Annotated in this window: 15 protein-coding genes and 2 rRNA genes; 10 read left to right on the forward strand and 7 right to left on the reverse strand. The window is 55.7% G+C overall.

The genetic code is table 11. The features are described 5' to 3' along the window. The first annotated feature begins 216 nt into the window (after positions 1–216). The 8 genes from aroQ (at position 217) to fis (ending at position 6,853) form a co-directional block, all read left to right on the forward strand. Positions 217–669 carry a type II 3-dehydroquinate dehydratase gene (aroQ, locus tag F9C28_RS08150; protein WP_199014735.1) on the forward strand — a complete coding sequence of 151 codons (453 nt, stop codon included), beginning with the start codon at positions 217–219 and terminating at the stop codon, positions 667–669. A gap of 21 nt (positions 670–690) precedes the next feature. Next, positions 691–1,167, forward strand: coding sequence for an acetyl-CoA carboxylase biotin carboxyl carrier protein (accB, locus tag F9C28_RS08155; RefSeq protein ID WP_199014736.1), 477 nt, complete (start codon positions 691–693; stop codon positions 1,165–1,167). An 11-nt stretch (positions 1,168–1,178) separates the two neighbouring features. Continuing rightward, a complete protein-coding gene (accC, locus tag F9C28_RS08160) occupies positions 1,179–2,528 on the forward strand; it encodes an acetyl-CoA carboxylase biotin carboxylase subunit (protein ID WP_199014737.1) in 1,350 nt (449 codons plus the stop codon). Positions 2,529–2,630: 102 nt separating this feature from the next. Further along, positions 2,631–2,873 (forward strand): YhdT family protein, encoded by a 243-nt coding sequence (locus tag F9C28_RS08165; protein WP_199014738.1) that lies wholly within the window; start codon positions 2,631–2,633, stop codon positions 2,871–2,873. Then, the gene (gene panF, locus F9C28_RS08170) at positions 2,863–4,317 is read left to right on the forward strand and encodes a sodium/pantothenate symporter (protein WP_199014739.1); all 1,455 of its coding nucleotides are present in this window, start codon (positions 2,863–2,865) and stop codon (positions 4,315–4,317) included. The genes F9C28_RS08165 and panF overlap by 11 nt, the downstream gene beginning before the upstream one ends. Before the next feature lie 11 nt (positions 4,318–4,328). Beyond that, positions 4,329–5,210: a 50S ribosomal protein L11 methyltransferase gene (prmA, locus tag F9C28_RS08175; protein WP_199014740.1), complete on the forward strand. Its 882-nt coding sequence runs from the start codon at positions 4,329–4,331 to the stop codon at positions 5,208–5,210. 355 nt (positions 5,211–5,565) lie between these two features. Further along, positions 5,566–6,531, forward strand: a complete 966-nt coding sequence (dusB, locus tag F9C28_RS08180) for a tRNA dihydrouridine synthase DusB (RefSeq protein WP_199014741.1) — start codon at positions 5,566–5,568, stop codon at positions 6,529–6,531. Positions 6,532–6,556: 25 nt separating this feature from the next. Next, on the forward strand, positions 6,557–6,853 hold the full coding sequence (fis, locus tag F9C28_RS08185) for a DNA-binding transcriptional regulator Fis (RefSeq protein WP_000462905.1): 297 nt from the start codon (positions 6,557–6,559) through the stop codon (positions 6,851–6,853). A gap of 79 nt (positions 6,854–6,932) precedes the next feature. Here fis and F9C28_RS08190 read toward each other — a convergent pair whose 3' ends face one another. From F9C28_RS08190 to F9C28_RS08210, 5 genes are read right to left on the reverse strand one after another with little or no spacing between them, the layout of a single operon-like run. Further along, complete coding sequence (locus F9C28_RS08190) at positions 6,933–7,826, reverse strand: MurR/RpiR family transcriptional regulator (RefSeq protein ID WP_199014742.1); 894 nt, start codon at positions 7,824–7,826, stop codon at positions 6,933–6,935. Positions 7,827–7,838: 12 nt separating this feature from the next. Beyond that, on the reverse strand, positions 7,839–8,786 hold the full coding sequence (locus F9C28_RS08195) for an ABC transporter substrate-binding protein (RefSeq protein WP_199014743.1): 948 nt from the start codon (positions 8,784–8,786) through the stop codon (positions 7,839–7,841). A gap of 15 nt (positions 8,787–8,801) precedes the next feature. After that, the gene (locus F9C28_RS08200) at positions 8,802–9,854 is read right to left on the reverse strand and encodes a FecCD family ABC transporter permease (RefSeq protein WP_199014744.1); all 1,053 of its coding nucleotides are present in this window, start codon (positions 9,852–9,854) and stop codon (positions 8,802–8,804) included. Continuing rightward, the gene (locus F9C28_RS08205; protein WP_199014745.1) at positions 9,851–10,876 is read right to left on the reverse strand and encodes a FecCD family ABC transporter permease; all 1,026 of its coding nucleotides are present in this window, start codon (positions 10,874–10,876) and stop codon (positions 9,851–9,853) included. Before F9C28_RS08205 ends, F9C28_RS08200 begins: the two co-directional genes overlap by 4 nt. Continuing rightward, positions 10,873–11,688, reverse strand: a complete 816-nt coding sequence (locus tag F9C28_RS08210; protein WP_199014746.1) for an ABC transporter ATP-binding protein — start codon at positions 11,686–11,688, stop codon at positions 10,873–10,875. Before F9C28_RS08210 ends, F9C28_RS08205 begins: the two co-directional genes overlap by 4 nt. Positions 11,689–12,149: 461 nt before the next feature. On the opposite strand from F9C28_RS08210, the gene F9C28_RS08215 reads away from it, so the two are divergent. Continuing rightward, entirely contained in the window at positions 12,150–14,273 is a 2,124-nt protein-coding gene (locus F9C28_RS08215; protein ID WP_199014749.1) for a TonB-dependent siderophore receptor, read from the forward strand. A gap of 249 nt (positions 14,274–14,522) precedes the next feature. Next, entirely contained in the window at positions 14,523–14,744 is a 222-nt protein-coding gene (locus tag F9C28_RS08220; protein WP_199014747.1) for a lipoprotein, read from the forward strand. A 294-nt stretch (positions 14,745–15,038) separates the two neighbouring features. Here the strand turns inward: F9C28_RS08220 and rrf are convergent. Next, positions 15,039–15,154: ribosomal RNA gene (gene rrf / locus F9C28_RS08225) — 5S ribosomal RNA — on the reverse strand. 96 nt (positions 15,155–15,250) lie between these two features. After that, positions 15,251–15,325, reverse strand: a 23S ribosomal RNA gene (locus tag F9C28_RS08230); the annotation flags it as partial.

Below are 15,325 nucleotides of genomic sequence, written 5' to 3' on the forward strand. Positions count from 1 at the left end.
TTTCCCGCATAACCTGGCGATAATCCGCCCTTTTCCTGGATATGAGTTGATAATCTTCCCTGATAAGACCAGCATTTAGCTGCCAAATGCTACGAAATAGTTATAATGTGCGACTTTGGTTTTTGCCCTGGTCGCCATTACGGCCCGCCAGGTGACAATCCCGAAACGTAGGTATATTTTGTAAATTACCTGAAAATCGCTGGAGATAGCGGCACGATGTCAGATAAATTTCGCATTCTGCTTTTGAATGGCCCAAACCTGAATATGCTCGGTACACGCGAGCCAGAAAAATACGGTAGCCAGACGCTGGCAGAAATTGTCCAGCAGCTGGAGACAGAGGCCGGAAGGTTGAATGTGACACTGGCTCACCTGCAATCAAACGCGGAGTATGCGCTTATCGACCGTATTCATCAGGCTAAAGACACTGTGGACTATATCCTGATTAATCCGGCCGCGTTCACGCATACCAGCGTTGCGCTTCGCGATGCATTACTGGCGGTCAGTATTCCGTTTATCGAAATACACCTCAGTAACGTGCATGCCCGCGAGCCGTTCCGCCATCATTCATATCTTTCTGATATTGCTGCCGGAGTGATCTGCGGTTTTGGCGCAGATGGCTACTCCTGGGCACTACAGACAGCTGTAAAACGCTTGTCAAAGTCAAACTAAACGAGAGTACGGAACCCACTCATGGATATTCGTAAGATTAAAAAACTGATTGAACTGGTTGAAGAATCAGGCATCGCTGAATTGGAAATTTCTGAGGGAGAAGAGTCAGTACGCATCAGCCGTGCGGTTGTCAATCAGGCACCGATCATGCAGCAGGCGTATGCAGCCCCTTATATGCAGCCTCAGCAGCCACAACCAGCCCTGGCTAACGCCGTCGCACCTGTTGCTCCGGTAGCAGAAGCGCCAGCGGCAGCTGAAATCAGTGGCCACATTGTGCGTTCCCCGATGGTCGGGACTTTCTACCGTACCCCTAGCCCGGATGCGAAAGCCTTCGTGGAAATTGGCCAGAAAGTTAACGTTGGCGATACCCTGTGCATCGTTGAAGCAATGAAAATGATGAACCAGATCGAAGCGGATAAAGCCGGTGTGGTTAAAGCGGTTCTGGTCGAAAACGGTCAGCCTGTAGAATTTGACGAGCCGCTGGTCGTCATCGAATAACGAGGCGAACAATGCTGGATAAAATTGTTATCGCCAACCGTGGGGAAATCGCACTGCGTATCCTGCGTGCCTGTAAAGAACTGGGCATCAAGACCGTTGCAGTGCATTCCACCGCGGATCGCGATCTGAAACACGTATTGCTGGCAGACGAAACGGTCTGCATCGGGCCGGCGCCCTCAGTCAAAAGCTACCTGAATATCCCGGCAATTATCTCTGCCGCGGAAATCACCGGTGCGGTTGCCATCCACCCGGGTTATGGCTTTCTGTCTGAAAACGCCGACTTCGCTGAGCAGGTTGAACGCTCTGGCTTTATCTTCATTGGCCCGAAAGCCGAAACTATCCGCCTGATGGGCGACAAAGTTTCCGCTATCCACGCCATGAAAGAAGCCGGTGTCCCTTGCGTACCGGGGTCTGACGGCCCGCTGGGCGACGATATGGATAAAAACCGCGCCATTGCCAAACGCATTGGTTACCCGGTGATTATCAAAGCCTCCGGCGGCGGCGGCGGTCGCGGTATGCGTGTCGTCCGTGATGATGCCCATCTGGCGGAATCCATCACCATGACCCGTGCTGAAGCGAAAGCCGCCTTTAACAACGACATGGTTTACATGGAAAAATATCTGGAGAATCCGCGTCACGTGGAAATCCAGGTACTGGCTGATGGCCAGGGCCACGCTATCTATCTGGCTGAACGCGATTGCTCTATGCAGCGCCGTCACCAGAAAGTGGTCGAAGAAGCACCGGCACCGGGCATTACCCAGGAGCTGCGTGAGTTCATCGGCGGCCGCTGTGCGAAAGCCTGTGTGGATATCGGTTACCGCGGGGCGGGCACCTTCGAATTCCTGTTCGAAGACGGCGAGTTCTACTTCATTGAAATGAACACCCGTATCCAGGTAGAGCATCCGGTTACCGAAATGATTACCGGCGTCGACCTGATCAAAGAACAGCTGCGTATTGCCGCTGGTCAGCCGCTGTCCATCAAGCAAGAAGATATTGTGGTGCGTGGCCATGCGGTGGAATGCCGTATTAACGCCGAAGATCCTAATACCTTCCTGCCAAGCCCGGGTAAAATTACCCGCTTCCATGCGCCGGGTGGTTTTGGCGTGCGCTGGGAGTCGCATATCTATGCAGGCTACACCGTGCCGCCTTATTACGACTCTATGATTGGTAAGCTGATTTGCTTCGGTGAAACCCGTGAAGTCGCCATTGCGCGCATGAAGATTGCCCTGCAAGAGCTGATCATTGATGGTATCAAAACCAACATTGAACTGCAGATGCGGATTATGGATGACGAAAACTTCCAGCGTGGTGGCAGTAACATCCACTACCTTGAGAAGAAACTGGGCCTTCTGGAGAAGTAATCTTCCGGAGCCACAGACAAGGCCGGGAAACCGGCCTTTTTCTTTTTTGCGCCCTGTCCCCATAATGTACAATCGCGCCTTTCTTAATGACCCGGGGTTCCAATGGATAAACGCTTTATCCAGGCACACAAAGAAGCACGCTGGGCGCTCTGGCTAACATTACTGTATCTGGCCGCCTGGTTAGTAGCCGCTTACTTACCTGATTCTGCTCAGGGGATCACCGGATTCCCCCACTGGTTTGAAATGGCCTGTTTGCTGGTGCCTCTGCTCTTTATTCTGTTCTGCTGGCTGATGATAAAACGCATTTTTAAAGATATTCCGCTGGAGGATGATCATGCGTCTTGAAGTGATAGTCCCCCTTGTCGCTTACCTGATTATCGTGATGGGCATCTCCATCTACGCCATGTGCCGCCGCCAGACCGGTAACTTTCTTAACGAGTATTTCCTCGGCAGCCGTTCTATGGGCGGAGTGGTGCTGGCCATGACCCTCACCGCCACCTATATCAGCGCCAGTTCGTTTATAGGCGGCCCCGGCGCCGCCTATAAATATGGCCTCGGCTGGGTGCTGCTGGCGATGATCCAGCTCCCGGCGGTGTGGCTGTCTCTGGGCATTCTGGGCAAAAAATTCGCTATCCTCGCCCGGCGTTATAATGCCGTGACCCTCAACGATATGCTGTATGCCCGCTACCAGAGCCGCACTCTGGTGTGGTTTGCCAGCCTGAGCCTGCTGGTGGCGTTTGTCGGCGCCATGACGGTGCAATTTATTGGCGGGGCCAGGCTGCTGGAAACCGCCGCCGGCATCCCCTATGAAACCGGCCTGCTGATTTTCGGCATCAGTATTGCGCTCTATACCGCGTTCGGCGGCTTCCGGGCCAGCGTCCTTAACGACACCATGCAGGGCATGGTGATGCTGCTGGGGACGATTTTGCTGTTAGTGGGGATTGTTCATGCCGCCGGTGGCCTGCATAACGCCGTGGATAAACTTCAGCAGATCGATCCTAAGCTGGTCTCCCCCCGGGGGGCAGACGATATCTTGTCCCCGGCGTTTATGACCTCATTCTGGGTGCTGGTCTGCTTTGGGGTCATCGGCCTGCCCCATACCGCAGTACGCTGTATCTCCTATAAGGACAGTAAGGCGGTGCACCGCGGTATGATCATTGGCACCATTGTGGTGGCAATATTAATGTTCGGTATGCACCTTGCCGGTGCCCTTGGCCGGGCGGTGCTGCCGGACTTAAAAGTCCCGGATCTGGTGGTCCCGACGCTGATGGTCACCGTGCTGCCGCCCATCGCCGCGGGCATTTTCCTTGCCGCCCCGATGGCGGCGATTATGTCGACCATTAATGCGCAGTTACTTCAATCGTCGGCGACGATCATTAAAGATCTGTGGCTGAACCTGCATCCGGAGCAGGCGCAAAACGAGCGGCGCCTGAAGCGAATGTCCGCGGCAATCACCCTGATCCTCGGCGCATTACTGTTGCTGGCCGCCTGGCGCCCGCCAGAAATGATTATCTGGCTCAATTTGCTGGCCTTTGGTGGCCTGGAAGCGGTGTTCCTCTGGCCGCTGGTGCTCGGCCTGTATTGGGAACGGGCTAACGGCAGCGGCGCACTGAGCGCGATGATCGTCGGCGGCGTGCTGTATGCCGTCCTGGCCGGCGTGAAGATCCCGCTGTTTGGCTTCCACCCGATAGTGCCTTCACTATTATTAAGCCTGATAGCGTTTCTGATAGGTAACCGCGCCGGTGAAAGCCGGGCGGCAATCATTTCTGTTTCACCTTCTGATAAATAAAGAGTTAAGCCATGCCATGGATCCAACTGAAAATTAATACCACCGGTAACCAGGCGGAAGAACTGGGCGATGGCCTGATCGAGAGCGGTGCGGTTTCCGTTACGTTCCAGGACACCCACGATACGCCGGTATTTGAGCCGCTGCCTGGAGAGACCCGCCTGTGGGGCGATACTGATGTCATCGGCCTGTATGATGCCGAAACCGACATGAAAGAAGTGGTCGCTATTCTGGCGCAGCATCCGCTGCTGGGCGCTGGCTTCCATCACCGTATTGAGCAGCTGGAAGATAAAGACTGGGAACGCGAGTGGATGGACAACTTCCACCCGATGCGCTTTGGCCGCCGCCTGTGGATCTGCCCGAGCTGGCGCGACATCCCGGACCCGACCGCGGTCAATGTGATGCTTGATCCTGGCCTGGCATTTGGTACCGGTACCCACCCCACTACCTCACTGTGCCTGGAATGGCTGGACAGCCTGGATCTGGCGGGCAAGACGGTTATCGACTTCGGCTGTGGCTCCGGCATTCTGGCCATTGCCGCCCTGAAGCTGGGTGCGGCAAAAGCCATTGGTATTGATATCGATCCCCAGGCCATTCAGGCCAGCCGCGACAATGCCCAGCGTAATGGCGTCTCAGACCGCCTGGCGCTCTACCTGCCACAGGACCAGCCAGCGTCAATACAGGCGGACGTAGTCGTTGCCAACATCCTTGCGGGCCCATTACGCGAACTGTCCCCGCTGATTAGCGTACTGCCCGTTGAAGGCGGCTCCCTCGGTCTTTCCGGGGTGCTGGCCAGCCAGGCACAAAGCGTCTGCGATGCCTATCGCGATCGCTTTGTGCTCGACCCGGTGGCCGAGAAAGAAGAATGGTGCCGCATTACCGGTACAAAACGCTGATTTTCTCCTCGGGCGCGGCAACATGCTGCGCCTGAGGGCACCAGACTATTTATCTATTTGTGCAAAAATCTGCGATAAACCTCCCAAAACAGCACTTAATTTTGGCTGAAAAAACAGCACACTGCGCCTGTTTTTGGGTTGTATAGCCAGAACTTTCAGGAAATATTTAAACAGCACAAATATTGCTAAGAAAGCTAACACAATGATTAATATGACTTATTAAGCTTTTTCCATCTTAAAGGTAGAAATTCATTGATCTACAACAGCTGATTGTTCAAAGTTTGGCCTTTCATCTCGCGCAAAAAATGCGTAATATACGCCGCCTTGCAGTCACAGTATGGTCATTTCTTAACTCATGCACATTGGACACTATCAGCTCAGGAACCGTCTGATTGCAGCCCCTATGGCCGGCATCACTGACAGGCCTTTTCGCACTCTCTGTTATGAGATGGGTGCCGGATTGACCGTTTCGGAGATGATGTCATCGAACCCGGAAGTATGGGCCAGTGACAAGTCTCGTTTGCGGATGGTGCATGTTGACGAGCCGGGAATTCGCACCGTGCAAATTGCCGGTAGCGTGCCTGAAGAAATGGCCGAAGCAGCGCGGATTAATGTTGCTGCTGGCGCTCAGATTATTGATATCAATATGGGGTGCCCGGCAAAGAAAGTGAATCGTAAGCTGGCGGGTTCTGCCCTGCTGCAATACCCGGAGTTGGTCAAGACGATCCTCTCCACGGTAGTCAACGCAGTGGATGTGCCTGTTACGCTGAAAATTCGCACTGGCTGGGATCCAGAGCATCGTAACTGTGTAGAGATTGCCCAATTGGCTGAGGGCTGTGGTATTCAGGCTTTGACGATACACGGGCGTACCCGCGCTTGTCTGTTTCAGGGCAATGCCGAATATGACAGCATTCGGACAGTTAAGCAGACCGTTTCCATTCCGGTCATCGCGAATGGCGACATTACAGACCCGCTTAAAGCCAGAGCAGTATTGGACTATACAGGGGCTGATGCTCTTATGATAGGCCGTGCGGCTCAGGGAAGACCCTGGATCTTTCGGGAAATCCAGCATTATCTGGACACCGGAGAGCTGCTCCCGCCACTGCCCCTGGCAGAGGTTAAGCGCTTGCTTTGCGAGCATGTTCGGGCGTTGCATGACTTTTATGGTCCGGCAAAAGGCTATCGAATTGCTCGTAAGCATGTGTCCTGGTATCTCCAGGAACACGCTCCAGATGACCAGTTTCGGCGCACATTCAACGCCATTGAGGATGCCAGCGAACAGCTGGAGGCGTTGGAGGCATACTTCGAAAATTTTGCGTAAACAGAAATAAAGAGCTGACAGAACTATGTTCGAACAACGCGTAAATTCTGACGTACTGACCGTTTCTACCGTTAACTCTCAGGATCAGGTAACCCAAAAACCTCTGCGTGACTCGGTAAAACAGGCACTGAAGAACTATTTTGCTCAACTGAATGGTCAGGATGTTAATGACCTCTATGAGCTGGTACTGGCTGAAGTAGAACAGCCCCTGTTGGACATGGTGATGCAATACACCCGTGGTAATCAGACCCGCGCTGCCCTGATGATGGGCATCAACCGCGGTACGCTGCGTAAAAAACTGAAAAAATACGGCATGAACTGATTACCATCAGTTAATTCGTTGAATAAAAAGGCGCTCTTCGGCATGGGGAAGCGCCTTTTTTATTGGCGATAAACGCTGTTTACCGGCGTTTATCGCCCGCTTTCAGCTCGCGGTGGAACGTCTGGATCCGCTTCATCGACTTCAGGGTTCTGGCAGTAGTCGCCGACGCCACAGACAGCACCAGCATCTCCAGGCAAACCAGCACCGTACCATGCAGCGGTAATTTTCCTTTTTCCCCACCCCGGGGCACCGCAATAACCACATCCGCCTCCCCGGCAAAGCGGGAGTCCACGGCATTGGTCAACAATATCACCAGCACCCCCAGTCGGCTGGCCTCATGCAGTGTCGTCACCCCTTCTTTATGGGCAGATTTCTGGGCCATCATCAGCAGCACATCACCACGTTGCATCGCCAGTAACTGCTCTGCCAGCCCGAGCCCGGTACGATTCAGGGACACCGCAGGTATTCCAATACGGCTAAATAGCCGGGCACTGTAATCGGCCAGGATCCCCGACGCCCCAATACCAAATACCAGAATCTGGCGGGCCTCCACCAGCAATGACACCGCCCGGGCAATCGCCTGGCGGTTCTCCGGCCCGGATAATATGTCGCAGGCCCGTTTATGCCCTTCCAGCACAAAATCAATACCGGAACTCACATCACAGCTCAGCGACTGTACGGTTGATGTCATCTTCTCTTCAGAGGTCATCACCGGATCAAACCAGCGGGCCATGGTCTGCTTCAGATCCCGTAGCCCGGCAAACCCCAGCGCTTGCACCGCCCGCACCACCGTCGCATCAGAGGTGTTCACCGCCGCAGCTATCTCCAGGGCGGTACATTCCAGCACCACGTCTCGCTGCTGGTGAATATAACGCAGTACCGCCTGCAGACCGGGGGACAGCAAATGCGCCCGCGCCCGATAGCGTTCCTCCCAGACATCAACCCGGCTCCGGCTCTTCTTGACTGGTTGCATTGTCTTCCCCGGTTAATGAACGGTGGCCAGTGCCTGAGCAGACAACTGTGATTGTACGGTGGATGCCATCAGCCCCAGCGCGGCAAAGGTATTTGAAATCGCCTCTTCCCGGGAGATAAGCACATAATGGCCGCGCCGGCAGGCGCTGAGAAACTGGCACCAGCCAGGTACCACGGCATTCATGGCGGCCACCTCGTCCTGCGGGGTCCCGCCATTATCTGCCCGCCAGGTGGCAAACACATACTCGGCATCCAGTTCTGGCAGCCGCTCGGCACTCACATCCATACGCCCATCCACCGGGATACTGTCGATAATCGCAGGGAAATGTAACCCGGCGTCGCGCAGCACCTGGCCAAGTGCATGGTATGAGTGCATCAGGCTGATTTTGCCATTATTTGCCTGAATCACTGACACCGTGATCGGCTGATTACCTATCGCATGCTTTAACTGGCGAATTTGCGCCTGGTAGCGCGCCTCCAGCAGCGCCAGACGGGGCTGGGTGTTGGTCAGCCAGGCCAGCTTGCTATACAACCGCGGCGCGCCGCCTTTCAGGTGGTCAATACTCACCGTGGGCGCAATGTGGGCCAGTTGCTCAACCGGGGTGTTACGGCCAGGCTCCGTAATGATCAAATCGGGTTTCAGGGCGGCGATCGCTTCAATATCAATATCCGCGGTGCCGATAAACTGAATCGGTGCATTATCAAAATCCACCCCGGTCAGTAACCGGGAAGCCCGCAGAAAATGGCTGCCATCTGCCCGGGTACGCCCGTGGCTGCCGACCGGGATCACCCCCAGCTCGATCAGCGGGATCGTAATATCGAGATCGTGCAAAGAGACGATCCGCAGAGGATGATCCGGCACCTGCACCGTCCGGCCCAGATCGTCAGTAAATGCCCGGCCGCTCTGGCTCCCCCAGGCGCTATAACTCAGTAATAACACTAACCAGATAACGCGACGCATATCACTCCTCAGAAATTACAATCGATCCCGGCGCAGCCAGAGCAGTACCAAAAAACACGGGCCACCAACCCCGGCAACCACGATCCCTGCCGGTATTTGCAGCGGGGCAAATGCCAGCCGCCCCAGCGTATCCGTGACCAGGACCAGCAGCGCGCCCAGCAATGCACTGGCCCACAGCAGGCTGGCCTGGCCCCCGCGTACCAGTATCCGGGCCATATGGGGGGCCACCAGGCCAACAAACCCCAGGCTACCGACACAGGAAACCGCGGTTGCTGTCAGGAGTACCGGCGCAATAAACTGCCACCCGCAATGGCGGCGCAGGTTCACCCCCAGCCCTGTGGCGGTATGCGCCCCCAGTAATGCGGCATCCGCCCCCCGGGTCGTTGCCAGCAGGCTCACCACGGCGGGCCCTCCCCAGCAGAGGGCAACCAGCAACAGCGGCCAGTTAGCCCCCTGCAAGCTCCCCGCCATCCACACCAGCGCGGTTTGCACATCGCGCACATCGGCGGTGGTGATAAAGACCCCAATAGCGGCAGCAAATAACCAGGAACAACCAATCCCAACCAGCACCATTCGCGGGCGTGAAACATCCCCGGCGGCCAGCATAACCAAACCAGCCACCAGTAGCCCGCCGCCCATTCCCACCAGCGGACGCCACACCACGCTCAGTGCCGGGAAATGCAGAATAACCACCAGCACCACAGCACTGGCCCCCTCCTTCACCCCCAACAGGCCCGGGTCCGCCAGCCCATTGCGGGTAACAGACTGCATCGCGGCCCCGGCCATCCCCAGCATCCCGCCGGCCAGCAACGCCATCAGCACCCGGGGCAGGCGAATTTCCCACACCACATACTGCCCGGCCCCCTCCAGTGCCTGGTGACTAAACAGAGAATGGATAATCGCCCCGGCGGGTACCGGTAACGAGCCACTGGCGACCCCCACCAGCGCCCCCAGGGCCAGCAACACCAGCAGCAGCGCTATCACCGCAATGGTTGCCGGGCGCACCAGCAACGAGTAGCGGCCACACCGTAAATAGCACAGCCCGGGCTGAACCCGCGACGGCCTCACCGGCACCACCGGGCGGCAAGCCAGATAAACACCGGCGCCCCGGCAAATGCCGTCATCAGCCCCGTGGCCAGCTCTTGGGGGGCAATCAGAGTACGGGCGAGAATATCTGCCACAATCAGCAGCAAGGCCCCGCCCGCCGCGCATAGCGGCACTGCCTGGCGCACATCGTCTGTCACCCGGCGGCGGATAATATTGGGCACCACCAGGCCAATAAACCCGATGGGCCCCGCGATGGAGACCGCAGCCCCACATAGCAGTGCGACAGCCAACATCGTCAGCAGGCGTGTACGCAGCAAATTAACCCCCAGGCCGCTTGCCGCCTGGTCACCCAGCGCCAGCATAGTCAGGGACGGCGCAAGGTAAATCGCCATCCCGGCACCGGTTATCAGTGGCCAGCAGGCATACTTCAGGGTTGCCCAGTGCAAGCCAGACAGATCGCCCGCCAGCCAGAGACGAATACTTTGCAAGGTTTGCTCGTCCAGGATAAGGATCGCCGCCGTCAGCGAAGACGCAAACGCCGACAGCGCCACGCCACATAACGTGACGTTGAGCGGTGTCAGGCCAGTGCGCCCGGCGCTGGATAACCCCATCACCAGGCTAAATAACAGCGCAGCACCCCCCGCCGCCGCCAGCGGCCGGGCAAAAGGCAGTGCAAACCAGCCAGCCCCGGAGGCGGTGGCCGCGACCACAGCCAGTGCGGCACCGGCATTTAGTCCAAGGATATGCGGCTCCCCCAGAGGGTTACGAATCACCGCCTGGAGCAGTAGCCCGGCAATCCCCAGTGCGGCCCCGGTCAGGGCGGCGGCACACAGCCGCAGTAAGCGCAGGTCCACCAAAATACGCTGCGGGAAACGGGTGGGATCATAATGAAATAACGCCTGCCATACGGTCTGTAGCGATACCGCACTGGCCCCGAGGAGCACGTGGTAGCCTGCGGCGGCCACCAGTAACCCTCCCAGAGCGGCGAAAGTACGCCCGGGCCGCCAGTGTCGGGCGGGCTTGTTCACGCCAGGGATACTCATGGCTGCCGGCCACAGCGGTGACGCGGAATAAAAAAGGGTTTCCCGGTTTCCGGGTTTTCCAGCCGCTGTACTTCCAGGCCGAATACCTGATGGATCAGCGCCGGGGAGCAATCGGCGCTGTTATCCAGCACCCGCACCAGGCGCCCCTGATGGAGAAACACCAGCGTATCGCCCCAGGTCACGGCGAAATTAAGATCGTGCAGCACCACGACCACCGTCCGGCCATGATGGCGCGTAAGATCATGAAGTAATTCAAGGATCTCCACCTGATAGCGCAGATCGAGAAATGTCGTCGGTTCATCCAGCAGAATAATCGGGGTTTGCTGGGCCAGCGCCATGGCAATCCAGCAGCGCTGACGCTGGCCACCAGACAAGTGCTCTACGGACTCCCCGGCCAGGGCGGTTGTCCCGGTGAGCAACAGCGCCTGCTCCACCGCCTGCTGATCCGCAGGGGACCACTGGCGCATTATCCCCTGCCAGGGAAATCGCCCGCGGGACACCAGCTCCAGCACTGTCAGACCCTCAGGCAGTAAAGGGGCCTGGGGCAGAATGCCCAGCCGCCTGGCGACCTGCTTTGTCGGTTGCCGGTGGATGGCGCAACCATCGAGGATCACCTGGCCGCCCAGCGGGGTGAGCATCCGGCCAATGGTATTAAGTAAGGTGGATTTTCCCGATCCATTCGCCCCCACCAGCACCGTCATTTTGTGCGCTGGCACTGACAGGCTGACGCCGTCAACAATGATGTTATTTGGATATCCCGCACGTAAATTATCGATAGCCAGCTGGCCATTGTTGCCTACCACTTGTGGCATGGTTACTCTCCGCCACCCTCAGACAGTTCCCTGATGAAGGCCAACACCGTAAATAGTAATAAATATCATTATCACCGAGAGCATGCGGGGAGAGCCGGTAGTAGTCAAGCGTAGAGAATCTGTGGTTAACGTGGAGGGTAGCGATAAAAATAACGCCTGAAATACCGGGCAAAAATAAAAAACAAATCTATATAAATCAATTTATTATTTTTATTTATCACCATCAGACAATCACGCAAACCACGTTAAAACACCCGGTAGTGGAACCCTGTATTTTTACGTTTACTGCTACATCACCGCATGTTTGAATGATTCTCAATTACAATAATTACCCCCTGGTGTTATTTCATTTTCGGCCCGTGCAGTCATCTGGCCTGATTCCGCTGGAGCAAAAGCAAAAACCACCCACCCCGGGTGAATATAAAAACGGCTTTATTTTGGCGGTCAGGAAATTATTGATGATGCAGTTATATTTTGGTGTTTATGGCAAATCGCCTTTTATCCGGCACTTCCTTGCCACAGCGTGTGGCTGTAGTTTTATTGTGTCTGGCGCCAGCCATGCCGCAGGCAGTGGCAATGATATTATTGTTACCGCTAACGGGCAGCATCCCCACAGCTATAGCGCCCCAGAGAGTACAACCTCCAGCAAAACACCGGTGTCCCGCCTGGAAGATGCCCAGTCGCTCAGCGTCGTCACCCAACAGCAGATGCAGGACTATCAAAGCAGCAACCTCACAGACGCGATGCGTTTTGTCAGTGGTGTTGCCCAGACCAATACCCTGGCGGGTACAGAGGATGGCCTGGTTCGCCGGGGATTTGGTAGTAACTCGGATGGCTCCATCTTCCGTGACGGGATCCGCAGTAGCCAGGGCATGAATCTGGATGCCACCACCGAGCGCGTGGAAGTGCTGAAAGGCTCGGCCTCACTGTTATACGGCATTCTCAATCCCGGTGGGATGATTAACGTCATCAGTAAAAAGCCGCAATATCAGTGGAGTCGTGCGGTGTCCGGCCACTATTCAGGCACCGGAGGGGGCGCGGGCGGCATTGATATTACCGGGCCGCTGGGTAACGGCTTCGCGTTCCGTCTCATCGCTGAGCGCCAGGATCAACACTATTGGCGTGATTTTGGTCATGACCTGCACACGCTGATCTCCCCATCGCTACAATGGTACGGCGACAAGGCCAGTTTTTATATTGGCTATGAGTATTTCAAATACGATATCCCCTATGATCGCGGCACGGCATTTATTAACGGAAAACCCGTTAATATTGGCTATAAAACCCGGCTGGATGATTACGCGAACCATGCTTGGGGGCATACTCAGGCCCTCAATAGCCACTGGGATTACCAGTTTAGCGATACCTGGAGTACCCGAATTACGCTGGGCTATAACCAGCGCCAGTACAGTAATAACGAGGTGCGCGTAGCGGCGGTGAACCCCAAAACCGGCGCCGTCACGCGCAGTGCCGATGCCAACCGTGGCTTCAATCACCAGACGAAATATATTGCCTGGGATGTTACCGGCACCCCGGTCATTCTCGGCATGACCCATCACCTGGTTGCCGGTGCCGACGATGAGATAAACCAAACCTATCGCGACCGGGCCTATAACGGGAAAAAAAACAGCGCATTTACGCTTAGCGATCCCGTTTATGGCCTGCGCCCGATAACCGACAGCAGCACAGAAAAGTTAGCGGCGCGCCATCTGCTGAACCGGATCCACAACCATTCGCTGTATGTGAAAGACAGTATTGATCTGACCGATCGCTGGATAGCAGTGGCCGGGGCGCGCTACCAGCACTATGCGCAGCGTAAATCTCAGGGCAGCCCTTCAATAGTCAGCTACGACGATAGCGGCAATAAGTTTCTGCCCCAGACCGGGTTAATCTATAAGCTGACCCGGGATCTCTCACTGTATGGCACCCTCAGTAAGTCATTTACCCCCTCGACGACTGTGGCCGATGACGGTAGCGTCGGTAAGCCAGAGCAGGGCACCACCTATGAGATTGGCAGTAAGTGGCAAGTCACTCCTTCCCTGTTTGCCACCCTGGCCCTGTATAACATTGACGAACATGATATATCGCTGTCACTGAATGGCTCAACTTACGCTGTGGATCGGGCGCGTTCACGGGGTGTTGAAGTGGAGGTGAATGGTGAGATCCTACCGGGCTGGGACGTCAGCGCCAATTACAGCTATGACGAGGCAAAAATTACCCGGGACAGCACTAACCCGGACAATAACGGTAACCGGCTACAGAATGCGCCACGCCATTCTGGCGCCCTGTATCTGAGCCATGATCTCACCATCAGCCCGTTGCCCGGAGCGTGGCGCATTGGTGGCGGGGCCAGATATATTGGCACCCGGGCCGGGGATCCGAATAACAGCTTTACCCTGCCGGATTATGTGGTGGCAGACAGCTTTATTGCCTGGAATAACCGGCTGTGGGGTAAGCAAACGCACCTGCAGCTCAACCTCAACAACCTGTTTAACAAACACTATTATACGTCCAGCGGCGGCAATCTGCGGGTTGCAGAAGGCCAGAGCCGTAATCTGGTGCTCAGCGCCAGCGTGCGCTTCTGATGGTCTGACACACCGGCGCAGCCTGCGCCGGTATTCACCGCGTAACCGTGCTGCCCCCCGGTCACGATAAAATTGGCGCGATACCCTCATATTTTCTTCACTTTGCTGTGCGGTGAGTGACTTTTCTCCTCAATGTTTACATCAGACACAATTTGATATTGTTTAGCTGATCCCTCTATAGCGGGCGGGAATATAATCGGTACAGAGGGTAGTCGCTATCCTCCTCTACCAGGTATTTAGAGGTGTAAAATGAAAAAGATGATCGCCGTTGCCGTGCTGGCGACATTGCTGGCGGGTTGTGCCCATGATTCTCCTTGTGTACCCGTTTACGATGATCAGGGCCGTCTGGTTCACACAAACACCTGTGTGAAAGGCACTACTCAAGATAACTGGGAAACCGCAGGGGCCATCGCCGGTGGTGCGGCAGCTGTTGCCGGATTAACGCTGGGGATTGTCGCGTTAACCAAATAAGTCTTTCACCAGAGGCATGACTGGCCTCTGGTGCTGCTGTCTGCCACGTAAATCTGTGCAACGCTTTATCTGTGACGCTCTATGCGCTACACCACCACCAGAACTCTGCACATCCCAGATAGCAAAAACCCCAGCCAAAAGGCTGGGGTTTTCATTTTATTCACGTTAATTAGTCTCGGCATCCGGCTTATTCCAGCCGATGCTGTTCTGCCTACGGCTATCTATTATTCAATATCACTGAGGCACAGACAGCAATAAGCCCAGTCGCAAGACTGGGCTTATTGCTTAATTGATGTCTGACAGTTCCCTACTCTCGCATGGGGAGACCCCACACTACCATCGGCGCTACGGCGTTTCACTTCTGAGTTCGGCATGGGGTCAGGTGGGACCACCGCGCTACGGCCGCCAGGCATATTCTGTTATCAACCCGCTGTTGCAGGTCAATTTAATCTGTAAACAAGCTTACTCATTCGTCTCTGTCACGCCAGAAACATCTTTGGCGTTGTAAGGTTAAGCCTCACGGTTCATTAGTACTGGTTAGCTCAATGCATCGCTGCACTTACACACCCAGCCTATCAACG

It is taken from the genome of Shimwellia pseudoproteus (genome assembly GCF_016415625.1).
Lineage (GTDB): Bacteria > Pseudomonadota > Gammaproteobacteria > Enterobacterales > Enterobacteriaceae > Shimwellia > Shimwellia pseudoproteus.